9 protein-coding genes are annotated in these 14,709 nt (G+C 64.3%); 3 read left to right on the forward strand and 6 right to left on the reverse strand.

The features are described from left to right. The first annotated feature begins 163 nt into the window (after positions 1 to 163). Complete coding sequence (locus BI49514_RS08140; protein ID WP_101545939.1) at positions 164 to 1,594, forward strand: purine-cytosine permease family protein; 1,431 nt, start codon at positions 164 to 166, stop codon at positions 1,592 to 1,594. Between the two features lie 485 nt (positions 1,595 to 2,079). Then, positions 2,080 to 3,546: a lipase family protein gene (locus tag BI49514_RS08145; protein WP_101545941.1), complete on the forward strand. Its 1,467-nt coding sequence runs from the start codon at positions 2,080 to 2,082 to the stop codon at positions 3,544 to 3,546. A gap of 216 nt (positions 3,547 to 3,762) precedes the next feature. Here the strand turns inward: BI49514_RS08145 and BI49514_RS08150 are convergent, their stop codons facing one another. The 6 genes from BI49514_RS08150 to BI49514_RS08175 all read right to left on the reverse strand — a co-directional run bounded on the left by BI49514_RS08150 (position 3,763) and on the right by BI49514_RS08175 (position 11,978). Next, complete coding sequence (locus tag BI49514_RS08150) at positions 3,763 to 5,103, reverse strand: amidase (RefSeq protein WP_101545943.1); 1,341 nt, start codon at positions 5,101 to 5,103, stop codon at positions 3,763 to 3,765. 14 nt (positions 5,104 to 5,117) lie between these two features. Continuing rightward, complete coding sequence (locus BI49514_RS08155; RefSeq protein ID WP_101545945.1) at positions 5,118 to 6,452, reverse strand: MFS transporter; 1,335 nt, start codon at positions 6,450 to 6,452, stop codon at positions 5,118 to 5,120. Positions 6,453 to 6,495: 43 nt separating this feature from the next. Then, positions 6,496 to 8,064 (reverse strand): amidase, encoded by a 1,569-nt coding sequence (locus BI49514_RS08160; RefSeq protein ID WP_101545947.1) that lies wholly within the window; start codon positions 8,062 to 8,064, stop codon positions 6,496 to 6,498. Beyond that, positions 8,061 to 9,368, reverse strand: a complete 1,308-nt coding sequence (locus BI49514_RS08165) for a M20 family metallo-hydrolase (RefSeq protein ID WP_101545949.1) — start codon at positions 9,366 to 9,368, stop codon at positions 8,061 to 8,063. Before BI49514_RS08165 ends, BI49514_RS08160 begins: the two co-directional genes overlap by 4 nt. A gap of 159 nt (positions 9,369 to 9,527) precedes the next feature. After that, positions 9,528 to 10,832, reverse strand: a complete 1,305-nt coding sequence (locus BI49514_RS08170; protein ID WP_244195304.1) for an MFS transporter — start codon at positions 10,830 to 10,832, stop codon at positions 9,528 to 9,530. Between the two features lie 234 nt (positions 10,833 to 11,066). Further along, positions 11,067 to 11,978 (reverse strand): LysR family transcriptional regulator, encoded by a 912-nt coding sequence (locus BI49514_RS08175; RefSeq protein WP_101545950.1) that lies wholly within the window; start codon positions 11,976 to 11,978, stop codon positions 11,067 to 11,069. A 413-nt stretch (positions 11,979 to 12,391) separates the two neighbouring features. Between BI49514_RS08175 and BI49514_RS08180 the strand changes: the two genes are divergently transcribed. After that, complete coding sequence (locus tag BI49514_RS08180) at positions 12,392 to 14,659, forward strand: DUF222 domain-containing protein (protein WP_101545952.1); 2,268 nt, start codon at positions 12,392 to 12,394, stop codon at positions 14,657 to 14,659. Positions 14,660 to 14,709 lie beyond the last annotated feature (50 nt).

Consider the following 14,709-nt stretch of genomic DNA (forward strand, 5'->3'; position numbering starts at 1 on the left):
GATCGGGGCGGGGCTGAGGGGCAATTCACTCGCCGTTGAGCCCCGCCGTTCATTCCACCCCGCAGATGTTCCGAAATATCGGACAGAATATGTGATTCGGGTCTCGTCTCTCATCGCCTTGGGGTGTTGACTGAGTCTGATTCATCACTCAAAGGAGAAAATCATGGCAAGTACGACCAGTTCGGGGATCGAGAAGCGGTCCATCGAGATGGTGCCTGACGCCGAGCGTCACGGAACGCCACGGTCCCAGTTCACCCTGTGGTTCGGTGCGAACACCCAGATCACCGCCATCGTCGACGGGGCTCTGGCCGTCGTCTTCGGCGCCGATGCACTGTGGGCCATCATTGGCCTGCTCATCGGCAACATCATCGGCGGCATCGTCATGGCTCTGCACTCGGCGCAGGGGCCGCAGCTGGGTCTGCCGCAGATGATCTCCTCGCGTGCGCAGTTCGGCATCATCGGCGCGATCATCCCGCTCGTGCTCGTCGTGCTCATGTACATCGGCTTCGCCTCGACCGGCGCGGTGTTGTCCGGTCAGGCCGTCAACCTCATCATCGGCGCGCAGACCCCGTGGATCGGCATCGTCATCTTCGGCGCGCTCACCGCTCTGGTGGCTCTTCTGGGGTACAAGTACATCCACGTGCTCGGACGGATCTCGTCGGTCACGGGCCTGCTCGGATTCCTGTTCATCACGTACTGCGTGATCACTCAGGTCGACGTCCCCGGACTGATCTCAAATTCCTCGTTCGCCTTCCCCGCCTTCCTCTCCGCGATCGCTCTGTCCGTGGGCTGGCAGCTGACCTACGGCCCCTACGTCGCCGACTATTCGCGGTATCTGCCGCGCTCGACCCCGGCAGCGAAGACCTTCTGGTTCACCTTCGGCGGTTCGGTCATCGGTTCGCAGTGGTCGATGACCCTCGGCGCGCTCATCGGTGCGGCCGCCATGACGGAGTCCGGCAACGAATTCGTCGAGAACCAGGTCGCCTACGTCGGTGACATCGTCGGCGGCGGCGTGTTCGCATTCCTCATCTTCATCGTCATCCTCCTGGGCAAGCTCACCGTCAACACCCTCAACGCCTACGGTGCGTTCATGTGCACGCTGACGATCCTCACCTCCTTCGGCAACAAGGCGACCATCCGCCGCTGGACCCGCGCCGTCTTCGTCATCGGCATCGTCGCGCTCACCGTGCTGGTGGCGCTGGCGGCCTCAGCGGACTTCCTCGCGAACTTCAAGAACTTCGTGCTCGCACTGCTCATGGTCTTCACCCCGTGGAGCGTCATCAACCTCACCGACTACTACCTGATCTCGAAGGACCGCTTCGACATCCCCGCATTCTATGACCGCCATGGTCGCTACGGTGCATGGAACTGGCGCGCGCTGGTCGCCTACGGAGTCGGCGTCGTCGTCCAGATCCCGTTCCTCGCGCAGTCCTTCTACACCGGTCCGCTGGTCGCGAAGCTCGGCGGCGCGGACATCTCGTGGCTCGTGGGCATCGTGGTCACCTTCGTGCTCTACTTCCTGCTCATCCGCAACCACGGAGTCGCCCCGAAGGAGACGATCTACCCCAGCCTCGAGGAACTCGAGCGCAAGTGAGCCCCACCCTCACCGAGGCAATCCTGCCCTCCGCGGGAGGGTGAACTTGGCGGGTGGTCCGGTTCCCGCATCGGCGGGGGTCCTCCCCCCTCGGCGGGTGGTCCGACCTTCTCCCTCAACTGGGAGGACCAACCAGCTCAACGGCCGTCGGTCGACAGCGTGCTTCGCTGTCGACCAACGGCCGTCGGCGTGTCTCCTGCGGGTGCATCCGCCTCGATCTCAGCGCGGATTTCGAGGTGGATCCACCTGCAGGAGACATCACCCGCTCCGTCAGCCCGGCACTTAACTACCGCTCGGTCCTACTATCGAGTAGTGTGTGTGGTGCCCGTCACAATCAGGGCGTCCAACGGTGAACACTCTGGCCGGCGGCACCCCGTCGCGACGCTGCTCTCACCGTCACGCTGCACACCGCTGCGGTCTGCACCGACACCGCTGTCCCGCACCTTCTCATTGTCGAGAGACATGGCAGAACAGGACTACCGCCTATGAGCACGCCAACCACAGCACTGTCGACCACATCCGCCACCGGGCCGCGTCGCCGCATGCGCCGAACCGGTATCCTGAGCGCCGCAGCCATCGCCGGCTTTGCACTCACTTTGGGCACGACGACAGCTCCCGTCCAGGCCGCCGAACTCGTCCCGCAGACCGAATCCGAAGCCGAGCAGCTCATCGAAGACCGCGCGGCAGAGGACCCAGATGCCCTCGACCGCGACAGCGTTCCCGAAGGTGTCAGCGTCGAGCAGGCGAAGAAGGCCGTCGGGAAGACCGACGAGCTCACCGCTGCCGACGTCGAATACGCCGCTGCGCAGGAAGATCTGCCCGCATCAGGGGTCCCGGGTGACTTCTACAAGACTCCCGCCTCGCTGCCGGACGAGGACGGAGCACTGGTCAAGCAGGCTGACTCGGATTTCTATCTCGATCCCGTCAAGCTCATCAAGCATGACGCGAAGTCGACAACGTTCATGTACAAGACCACCGACGAGGCGGGCCAGGCGCGTGCCGCTACAGCCACTCTGCTGACTCCGAAAGGTGACAGCGGCGACGCTGACAATGCCGTCGTCATCGCGCCGGGGACCCAGGGCATCGCCGACCAGTGCGCGCCCAGCCGTCAGATGGGCATGGGCACCGAATACGAAGGCCTCTCCGTCGCATCTGCACTCGCATCAAAGCGCCCCGTGGTCATCGTCGACTATGTGGGCCTCGGCACCGAGGGCACCCACCACTTCGTCAATCGCGTCGAAGAGGGCCGGTCGGTCCTCGATGCGGCACGTGCCGTCCAGCAGGTCGATGGCAGCGAGATCGATGAGGACACCAAACTCCAGCTGCGCGGCTACTCGCAGGGTGGTCATGCCACGACGGCTGCCCTGGAACTCCAGAAGGAGTGGGCACCCGAGCTCAACATCGCCTCGGCTTCGGCCGGCGCAGTGCCGGTCGATCTGCACAAGACCGTGTCCGGGCTCTCGAGCGTCTACACGGCATTCGCGCTCTACGGTGTCGTCGGGTTCGCCGAGCAGGCCGACATCGATACAAGCGACTTCCTCAACGAGAAAGGGCAGAAGATGGTGGCCGAAACAGCGGACAAGTGCACCGTCGAAGCCCTGCTCTCGACAGCTTTCACAGATGGGAAATCGCTGACGAAGAACGGCGAGTCTTTCACCGACATCATCGACGAGCACTTCACGGACATCGTTGACCGGCAGCGGCTGGGCAAGGCCGAGGTGCCGGATGTTCCGCTCCTGGTCAACCACAGCCGCCTCGACGACGTCATCTCGTTCGATCAGGGCAAGGAACTCGCCTCGACGTGGTGCCGAGCCGGCCACAAGGTGGCGTTCGAGGACAACCTCGGGCCCACGCATGTCGGCGGCTACGTCGCCGCGCTCCCGCGCATCGAAACCTTCACCACCCGCACCTTCGCGGGCAAGGCTCCGCTCGACAGCTGCTGGAGGCTGTGATCTCCACCCTCACCGAGGAGGTCCACCCCGTTCCGGTCAGATGGCCGTGACGATGTGGATCCCCTCCCCGCGGATGCTCCAGCACAACACAGCGGCCCACCCTGAAAAGGGTGGGCCGCTGGTTGTTTGAACCCAGCTCGGCCGAGAGGCAGTTCAGCCCCGTCGGGAACCCGTTCAGTCCAACCGAGAATCAGTTCAATCTAACCGAACGGCAGTTCAGCCCAGCCGAGAGGCGAACGCGAGGAGAGCGCGATCCGCGCCGGGGCGTCCGACGAGCTGCACCGCCCGCGGTCTTTCCGCGGTTCTGGCATCGGATCCGTCATGCGCCGAGCCGCCCCGGGCAAACCCGCCGTTCGGCAGCGGGATCGTCAGCGCCGGCCAGCCCAGGACATTGAACGGCATCGAGTACCGCATGAACTTCGCTGCCGAACCGGAGTCGATCTCGTCCCACCGGATCACCGGTCCGTCGATGGCCGGAGTGAGCAGGAAGTCCGTGGTCGCGAAGATGCGCTGCGCCTGTTCGCGCAGGTCAGCAAGGGCGTTCAGCTGCTGCCGATAGTCTGCCTCGGTGAGGTTTCGGCCGGCTTCGATCTTCTTCGCCACGCCCGGCTGGTAGTCCGCGGCATGCGCGGCGAAAAGGTCCCGGTGCACCTGGAAAGCCTCGTACAGGCGGATGAATTCGTAGATCGGCGCACACGCGTCGAGGAGTTCGCTCAAGGCCTGACCGTTCACCGAGGTGACCGTAAGGTTGGGAACCTCAGTGAGCAGATCGAGCGCACGATTCGCCCGATCGCCGAGGAGGCTGACATCGATCGTCCGCCCCGTCCGCCCGATCCCGCTCGCAATGCCGTCCGGCACACCAGCTGCTGCATGCGCTTCCGATTCAGCCCCCGCAATCACGTCGAAAGCCGTGGCCAGCAGACCAAGATCTGAGGCAAAGAGCCCGACCGTATCGAAGGCTGGCGAGAGCGGGAAGACTCCGTCCACGGGCACTGTCCCGAAACTCGGCTTGAACCCGAACACACCCTGGCAGGCGGCGGGCACCCGCACGGATCCGGCTGTGTCCGTGCCCAACGCCAACGGCACTGCTCCGGCGGCCACGAGTGCCGCCGATCCGGAGCTCGACCCGGCTGTGCACAGCACTGGATCGACGGGGTTGATGACACGGCCGAAGGCGGATTCGTCGCCGAGGATTCCATAGGAGTACTCCTGGCAGTTCGTCTTCGCCACCGGGATCGCCCCGGCCTCTTCCAGCACGGTCACGGTCGGCGCCGAGGTGGCCGCCGCCTCGGCGAGGGACACTTTCGATCCCATCGTCGTCGGGTATCCGGCGACGTCGATGACGTCCTTGATGGCGAAGGGGATCCCTTCGAGCCGCCGCGGCGGCTGCCCGGAATCCGCGCGCTTCATCGACTCGGCGGTGAGGGCATTCGCGCGCTCATCGGTCATCGCTGTGACCGCGTTGAACTGCGTTCCGGCACGCGCCACCTCGGCAAGGGTGTGCTCGTCCATCCGATGCGCCTGTCCCGTCGTCGGCTGCGATTGCCCGTCCATCATGTGTCTGCTCCTGCTCACTGGCTCAGCGCCTTGTTCCTCGTATCGAAGAGGACGAAGATCCCTGCCAACAGGTTAGCCGCAGCGAGATAGAGCGCGACGGGCACCCACGAGTCGAATGTCGTGAAGAGGAGAACGGAAATCATCGGAGCTGGGGCGGAAGAGATCAGACCGCCCACCTGATAGGAGATCGAAGCACCGGTGTAGCGGACTTCAGGGTCGAAGAGCCCGGAGATGAAGCCCGAGGAGGTCGCGTAGACGATCGAATGTGCAATCGGGAAGGCGATGATCATCGCCAACACTGCGCCGAGGAAGGTTCCGGTGTTCATCGCCCAGAAGATCGGCAGCGCAGCGACAGCCGTGACTAGGCTGCCGACGAGCATCATCGTGCGTTTCCCATGACGGTCGGCGAAGATCGCCACGAGCGGGATGGCAATGACGTCGAAGGAGGCGCCGATCGCGATGGCCAGCAGCACCTCACCGCGAGTCAGTGCAGTCGCCTCTGGGGCATAGGAGAGGAGGTAGACGCTGGCGATGTAGAACAGGGTGTTCGAGCCGACGAGGCAGAAGATGCCGATGAGCAGGGACTTCTTCGAGGTCTTGAACAGTTCGAAGAAGGGCAGGCTCGCGACCTTCTTCTCTTCCTTGACCTCATTGAGTTCCGGGGATTCAGTCAGGCGCAGGCGGATGAACAGTCCGATGAGGACAAGGACGGCGGAGATGAGGAAGGGGATCCGCCAGCCCCACGACATGAACTTCTCGTCGGGCATGAGCTGGACGAGGAAGAACACGAGGCTCGAGAGCACGGAGCCGGCAGGCACTCCGGCCTGTGGCCACGCACCGTAGAACGCTTTCTTGTGCGGTGGAGCGTGTTCGACCGCCATCAGCACAGCCCCGCCCCATTCACCGCCGACGCCGAAGCCTTGGACCACGCGCAGCAGCACGAGGAGGACTGGAGCAGCCACGCCGATCGTGTCATAGCCGGGCAGAAGGCCGATGAGGAAGGTTGCTATACCCATCATGAGCAGGGACAGCACGAGCATCGATTTGCGGCTGAGCCGGTCGCCGAAGTGGCCGAAGATCACGCCGCCCAGAGGGCGAGCGACGAAGGCGACGGCGAAGGTCGACAGTGAGGCCAGCTGGCCAGCGAAGGGGTCGAGAGAGGGGAAGAACTGCTCGTTGAGCACGAGCACTGCAGCGGTGCCGAAGAGGAAGTAGTCGTACCATTCGACGGTTGTCCCGATGAAGCTCGCGAAGGCGACCTTGCCCGGATTGGTGCTGCTCGGATCGGCTGAATGCGTGGTGGTTCCGACGGGGTCGTCGAAGCGAACCGATTGTGGATCAGACGTCATTGTGGGTCCTTCTTGCTGTTTCAGGGGTTCCGAAGTCGGGTTCTCACTGTGGCGCGAGACCGGCCCATGGGCGCAGCGCTTCGATGGCGGCGGCGACATCGAAGGCGCGGGTGTCGTCGTACGGGTGAGCGACGACCTGGACGCCGGTGGGGATCCCGCAATCGGCCATGCCGGAGGGCACGTTGACGATCGGCACGCGGTTGCAGATGTTGAACGGCATCGTCATATGCGACTGCCAGTAGTGCTCGAGCCGGACGCCGTCCCCGCCGTCATTCCCGCTCGCACCACCTGACCTGGCATCTTCACGTCCGACGCCGTCGGCGCCGATCGTGATCCCGTCGAGGTAGCTGGCCCCAGCTTCCAATCCCGCCACCGCCGAGGTGGGCGCCAAGAGCACATCGAAACCGTCCATGGCTGCGGCGAGCTCCGCCTGGATCTGTGCTTCCATGGCGAGTCCGTCGTAGAAGGAGCGGCGGGAGGCGACCGCCTCGGCGTCGGCCATGAACCGCAGCGTGTATTCGGCCAGGGCGTCCTCGTGGCCGCGGGTGGCGGCGCGCATGGCGGGCGCGAGGAGATTCCCGAAGTGGGTGAACGCGGTCTCGAAGATCCGCTCGGCCGTCCACGGCAGTTCGACCTCCTCCACGTGTGCCCCGGCCGATTCCAGCGCCGAGGCGACCGCGCGGGTATTCGCTTCGATGTCCTTCCCGACGGGGAAGTCCCCCAACCGGACGCACAGCGCGACCCTGCGCCCGCGGAGTCGGTCGGCTGCCTCGGCGGGGTCGAAGTCATCGAGGAACCCGGGCGAGGCGATCGTCGCATGATCACTCGGATCGACCCCGACCATGACCTTCGCGAGCAGGGCGGCGTCGGCGACGGTGCGCGCCATCGGCCCGTCCCCGCGGTACCAGTCCGCGGCCAGAGGCTGGGCGCCGGGGATCCGGCCGTAGGGGGCTTTGTACCCGACGGTGCCGGTGAAGGCGGCGGGCAGCCGCGTGGATCCGGCGATGTCGGAGGCCGTGGCCAGGGGCGCGAACCCGGCTGCCAGCGCAGCACCGGACCCGCCGGAGGACCCGCCCGGTGAGAGGTCCGGGTTCCACGGATTGCGGGTCACGCCCCACATCGGCGAGTGCGTGATCGTCGCGCAGCTGAACTCCGGAGAGGTGGCGCGCGCATGGACGTAACCGCCGGCGGCGCGGATGCGGGCGATGATCGCGGCGTCATGGTCGGCGACGGTGTCGCGTTCGTGGAGCAGCCCTTGAGTGAGGCCGCGGCCGGCGAGCGCGTGCTTCTCCTTGGCGATCACGGGAAGTCCGAGCAGCGGACGGGTGACGGCCGCCTCGGCGAGGTCATCGCTGGTTGCGTTCGCGTAGAAGTCCTCGGCTTCCCGCGCCGAGGTGACCGCCTCCTCGACGACTTCGGTGACCGCATTGATGCGCTCATCTTCGGCGGTGATGCGGCCGATGAGGGAGCTCAGGTGGTCGACCGGGGACAGGTCCTTGGAGCGGAAAGCGGCGAGCACCTCGGTGGCGGACAGGGTCCAGGGTTCGGCTGTCGAACTGGTCGGGACTGCGGCCGAGGCGGCGACGCTGGGGCGCGGGTCGACGTTGCTCATGCGCGCACCTCGGCGACGGAGGAACCGACCCAGACGGCACCGTCACGGACATCGGCGAGTTCACCGCGGACGAGCTCGCGGGCCACCGAGGTGAGGACGCGGACGCCGCGGAGCATGTCGTCGTCGGTGGTGAATTCGCGTTCGCAGTGGGAGACGCCGTCGACGCTGGGCACGAACATCATCACGGCGGGCACGCGGTGATTCATCGCCACGGAATCGTGACCGGCCATCGTCTCCAGCCGGCGGATGCTCAGACCTTCGTTGGCGACGGCTTTCTCGGCGAGTTCGACGCCCTCGTTCGGGAAGTGGCGCTTGTCGCGGATGTCGAAATCCTCGACGTTGATGGTGATGTCGTGGGCGCGGGCGATCTCGGCGATCTGCGTCTTCAGCGAGCTGCGGGCGGCTTGGACGATGGCGGGATCGGAGGATCGGAGGTCGGCGACCATGTGGACGCGGCGGGGGACGACGATCGGCGAGTTCGGTTCGACGACGTGCTGCCCGACCGAGGACACGAGGGCTTCGTCATCGAACTCGCTGACCACCTCGGCGACGGCGAGGACGACCTTGGCCGCGGCGACGACCGCGTCGTGGCGGTCGGCCATGGCGGTCGCTCCGGTGTGGGACTGTTCGCCGAGGACGTCGATGTCGAGCTTCTGCGTGTACCAGCTGGACTCGACGACGCCGATGTCCGTGGCTTCGCGTTCGAGGATTCGGCCCTGTTCGATGTGGATCTCGGCGTAGGTGATCGCCTCGGGCGGGGTGTCGGTGCCGGCATAGCCGATGGCTCCCAGCGCCTCTGCGACGGTGGTGCCTTCGAGGTCGGCGACGGCGAGCATCTCATCGAGGTCGAAGAGCCCGGCGTAGACGGAGCTGCCCATGATCGACGGGGCGAAGCGACCGCCTTCTTCGTTGAACCAGTTGACGACTGCGAGGTTGAAGGTGGGTTTCAGGCCAGATTCGGCGAGTTCCTCTTTGACGCGCAGGGCCGCGAAGAGGGCGGCGATAACTCCGTAGGCGCCGTCGAAGCGACCGCCGAGCGGCTGCGAGTCGAGGTGGGAACCAACGAGGACGTACGGGGCATCGGGAACGAACTCGAGGCACGCGAACATGTTTCCGATCGCATCGACGCGCACGTCGAAGCCTTTGTCCGTCGCCCACCCGCGCATCCAGTCGCGCGCCTGCTTGTCTTCGGCCGTCAGCGCCTGCCGGTCGACGCCGTTGTTGTCGGTGGCACCGATGGTGGCGACGAAGTGGAAGTCTGCGAGGAAGGCCGCGTCGGAGGATGGGGGTGCCTGTTGGTTCATTGCTGATCGCTTCTCTCATGAGGGTGGGTAGTGGTTTGCATGGGTCTGGGGCGCGGGTGGGGCTCGCACATCGCTTTTCGTTCAGTTCATCGCTTTTCATCCCGATGATCTGTACAGAATGTGATGTGAAAGTGGACGAAACTCGATGTCAATGCAGGCTCACCCCAGCCGTCCGCGGGTCTCGGGGAGGCGCGTGACGAAGATGAGGACGAGGCACACGGCGGCCGCAGCAGCCATGTAATAGCCGGGCGCGGTGTTGACGCCGGTGATGTCGACGAGCCACGTGCCCACGAAAGGAGCGGTTCCGCCGAGCGCCGCGTAGGAGATGTTGTAGCTGATGGCCGCCGAGGTGAACCGCGTCTTCGTCGAGAAGCGCTCGCAGAAGAAGGTGTAGCAGCCGCCGCCGTAGCAGCAGAGCGCGAGGACGAAGATCGTCTGCCCGAGGAATGCGAGCCCCATATGTCCGCTGGTGACCAGCCCGAATGCCGGCACCGAGGTGACCGCGAGCAGGATCGCACCCGCGATGAGCATGGGCCGACGTCCGAATCGATCACCGAGGTGGCCGGCGATGGGCAGGAAGATCGTGTAGCTGGCCATAGCGATCGCGTTTGTCAGCAGCGACTGTTCGCGACTGAGGTCGCCGGTGGTCTGGATGTAGGTGACGAAGTACGCCGAGAGCATATAGAAGCCGAGCGCGGTGACGCCGAGGACGAAGAAGACCTGGAGCATTCCGACCCAGTTCTCGCGGAAGCTTTCGCGGATCGGGCTGAACTCCTTGGGCCGTTCGGCAGCGGTCTTCTTGAACAGCTCGGATTCGTCGGTCTTCGACCGGATCCACAGTCCGACGGCCGACAACGGCAGCGCCAGGAGGAACGGCACGCGCCAGCCCCATGAGTCGAATGAGGCGTCGCTCATCACCGTCGACAGCAGGAGGATGAGGCCGCCGGCGAACACCGAGGGCAGGGCGGTCGCAGCCAGAGTGATGTTGATCCACAGTCCGCGCTTGGCAATCGGAGCGTGCTCGTAGACGAAGGACGGTCCGCCGACGGATTCACCGCCGGCAGAGAAGCCCTGGCCGAGTCGGGCGAGGATGAGCAGGATCGGCGCGAACCACCCGACCGTGTCGAAACCGGGGAGGATGCCGATGAGGGCTGTGCAGGCTCCGACGAGGAAGATCGTGATGGTCAGGGTCTGTCGCCTGCCCACCTTGTCGCCGAGAGCTCCGAAGAAGAGTCCGCCGAGGGGGCGCATGACGAAGGCGACTCCGAAGGTCGCGAAGATGACCAGCAGACCGGTGATCCGGTCGCCGTCGGGGAAGAAGTACTCGGACAGGATCACCGCCGATAGACCGTACAACGTGAAGTCGTAGAACTCGACGAACTGGCCGATGCTGCCGCCCAGGAGCACCTTCCGCTGCATCTTCGTCGACGTGGTTCGCTGCTCGGTCGGGGCTGTGATGGACATCCGGGATCTCCTTAGGGCGCGGGGATGATTTCCACCATCTTTGCGATCCACAACACATTAGTCCAACAGATACTTTTGACACTGGTCATGAGGAAAATCGATGAGAAGCCGAGGTGGCACCTCTCCGCGTAAGCCCCTTACCTCGGCGGCGGACCGCTTCCCCACCGACCGCCTTCCCCAGCACCAGCGCAGTCCTCGGCCCGCGGTTCGGGTCCTTCTGTCCGCTTCAGCCGCCTAGGTCCCGAGGATCTCCAAGGTCAGCTCGCAGAAGGCTCGCGCACGCTTGCTCAGCCTCAGCTCTTTCGGCCAGACGATGGCAAGGTCGATGCTCGGGAAGTCGTCCAGCAGCGGAACGTCCACCGTCTTCGATCCGATGTACGTTCCCGAGGACACGCTCTGGCTCAGCAGCGAGTACCCGTGCCCCATCGCCACGAACGACCGCACGGTTTCGTAGCCAGCAAAGGTGTGCCGCACGATCGGCTCGACGCCCGCGATCCGGAAGAGCTCGTCATAGTATTGAGTGCTGAACGGCAGATCCAGTTGGATGTAGTTTTCATCTGCGAGCTCTCGCAGGTGGATTGGTCGCGGCCGTTTCCCACCCCCGCCGAGGTGGTGATCGAGTGAGACGAGGACGTGCGGCTTCACGACGTCAATGAGGAAGCGATCGAAGCGATCGGTCATTCCCAGCGTGTAAGTCAGTGCGAGATCGCAGTCGCCGGCGATGACAGCGGCTTGCAGCTCCTGAAGGTTCGCCTCGAGGTAGTTGATCCGAACATCCGGGTAGCGCTTCTCGAATTCGCTGTGGATGAGCGGCAGGCGGGTGGGCGCGATCGGCGAGAAGACTCCGACAGTGAGGTCTCCACTGAGACGACGTGAGAGGCCCAACGCAGTCTCGCCGAGGTTGTCGGAGGCTTCGAGGAAAGGTGTGACCTCTGAGAGGAATCGCTTCCCGGCAGGCGAGAGCACCACCGAACGATTGCGCTGTCGGATGAAAAGGTCGAGACCGATGGTCCGCTCGAGCTGGGCCATCGCCGTCGAGATCGCCGACTGAGTGACGTTGAGCTGCTTCGCCGCCTCGGTCATGTTCTCCCGCCTGGCGACCTCCTGGAAGTAGCGCAGCTGCACCAGGGTGAAATCAAGGGCCATAGCTTCCCATCATCTCACTCGCAGCGATCCGCGTGCAGATCCAACCGCGCCGAGGCGGTTCTGTTCGAGCACTACCGACCGACCGTTCCCAGACGGCAGGCTGCAACCCTTCCCAGAAGGCAGGCTAGAACTCTTCCCGGCCGGCAGGCATCGCACAGACCATCCACTTCTACCGGGTCGGATCCAGTTCCGAGAATTCTCCCGACACTTCAGTCGTCACCGATCCCGAGTCAATGCCGACGAGTAAAGTGCCCTGAAACTGATCGAACTCCCAATAAACCACTCAAAAGCGTCCTTCACATTCAGCATGTCATTTCCAGTCGAATCTTTTTCGAAGATTCTATTGTCTTCTATTCTCTGACTGCCTACAATTGAGCTAAGAGACCTTCAATGACGAACGGAACTCAACAGCGATGACCTTCACCCCCGACCGCAAGCGACGCAAGTCAGGAAAGCGCGACCGCCGCGCCGCCGCTGACTCGCGCGGTGGGGCGAGCAGAAGACCGCCGACGAACATCACACCGGCAGACCTCGTGGGCACCTCTTCTCAGAATGCCCACGCACCCGAGGACACCGCGCAAGCACAACCCGAAGAAACATCGGACCCCGCAACACTGGCCGAACAACTCAAGGCGGCCGGGCTCGACCTCAGCGGCCACCACTTCGCCGAGGTGTTCGAGGCCCTTGACCCAGTTTCGACCGACGATGACGCAGCCATTGACAATGCGCCGATAGCCGACGACGAACAAATGGACGAAGACACGTCGGCTCTCGATGCCGGACAACCAAGCAAAACCGTCACGACCGCCAGCAGAGATAATTCGAGAGATACCGTCGATCCGGCGAAATCCACAGGGCTCGATCCGAACGCCAAGACTGACTCGACCGCACATGCAGACCCGACCTCATTGTTCGAAACAACCGAGCAGATCAGCTCAACCACGCAGCCCGCCTCCGCTGATCCTGCCAGCCCGGCCAACACAAGCGCCTCTGTCGCCGCTCAGCCTGAGGCTGGAACTGATTCTCAACGACCAACCTCGCTGCACCCGATCCTCACCGACGCCGCCTGGAACGACCAGGTTGCGAGCGCTCCCGAAATCACCGACTCGATCGCCTCCCTGACCGGACTGGTCGGAGGTCTTCGTGCATTCGACCGGCCGATGGGACCGAACGAGGCCCTGCAGGTTATCGATGGGGCCGAGGCGCTGCGTCGACTCAGTGAATCTCTGTCCACCCTGGCACTGGCCGTCTACGAACGCGTCGGCACGCCTAAGGACAGTGGTGCCAAGTCGACCAAGGCGCTCATCCAGGAACGCCTCAACCTCTCAGGGCGAGAAGCGAACCGCCGGGCAAGGTTAGCAGAGAATCTCGGCGGACGAGTCGCACTCGACGGACAACCGCTTGAGCCCGAACATCCGCTCGTCGCCGAGCAGCTCCACCTCGGCACCCTGCCCGCGGAGCACCTCACCGTCATCGAAGACTGCCTCAAGGCACTGCCCGCGTGGGTGGGCCACGAGACGAAGTCCCGTGTGGAGGCCGACCTCGTGAAGTACGCGAAATCGGTGACTGTGAGCGAGCTCCGCGACATCTTCCGTCGGATGCTCGCTCTCATCGACCCCGACGGTGCCGAGCCGCTCGACCCCAGCGATCGTTCCGCCTACTTCATCACTGCCCGGCCCAAGCGCAATGGAGACTGGAGACTGGAAGGCATCCTCGATCCCGTGGCGGGATCCGAACTGCACGGACTGCTGACCTCCAGGATTCAATCCGCGAAAGGCACCACATCGACAATCGCAGAACCCACCGACTCCGAGGCGGACGAAGGCGAGCGCGAAGACGCTCCCTCACTCGCCCCAAACGCCGGGCCAGACCAGACTCCCGGTAGTGGCGGCCTCGGCCAGACCTTCGACGAGCAACGGTTCGAACCTCTCGATGCCGTCCTTACCGGAGATCGTTTCGATGCACCTCCATGGGCTGTCATCGAGGCCACCGGAGACAACGAAGCCGAATCCGCGGATCCCGGTGCCAACCGTCCCGTTCCTGCCGGTCACGGGGTCCGCGCCAATGGTTCGGCCGTCGATCTCATGAGCGAGCAGCCCAGTGCGAAGGCCTGGATCTACGAACGTTTCGCCACTCTCATTTCGCGCATCAGCATGAAGGAAGCCGCCAAAGGTTCGCCTTACGCCCTGGTCGTCACAGCAAAAGCGTCCGACATTGCCAACGGCATCGGCGAAGCCACCACAGGCTCCGGCGACCGCTTCCCGATGGGCGACGTCGCTCGGCGCGGCCTCGATGGCACCGTCTTCTTCCACCTGATGGATGAAAAGGCTCGCACGGTGGAAGTCTGCACGGAACAGCGCTTCGCAAACAAGAAGCAGACCGCAATCGTCACCGCCAGGGATCGCGGATGCGTGTTCCCCGGTTGCGATGCACCGGCGGGGTGGTGCGACGTGAACCATGTTGTGCCGCACGCCCTGGGCGGCAAGACCGACATCAACAACATGTGTCTGCTGTGTTCCTTCCACCACCACCTTATGGACCGCTCCGACTGGGAAGTCTTCATGCTCGGCGACGGACGGCCGGCATGGCGACCGCCCGAAAGCACCGACCCTGCTCGCATCCCGATCCTGCACTCACGATTCATCACAGACGACATCATCGACGGCCTCTTCGAAACGTAGCGGCGCATGGCCATTCAATGGCGCCGCTGTGCCTCCATTCTGAAGTGAGC

It is taken from the genome of Brevibacterium iodinum ATCC 49514, from assembly GCF_900169265.1.
Classification (GTDB): Bacteria; Actinomycetota; Actinomycetes; order Actinomycetales; family Brevibacteriaceae; genus Brevibacterium; species Brevibacterium iodinum.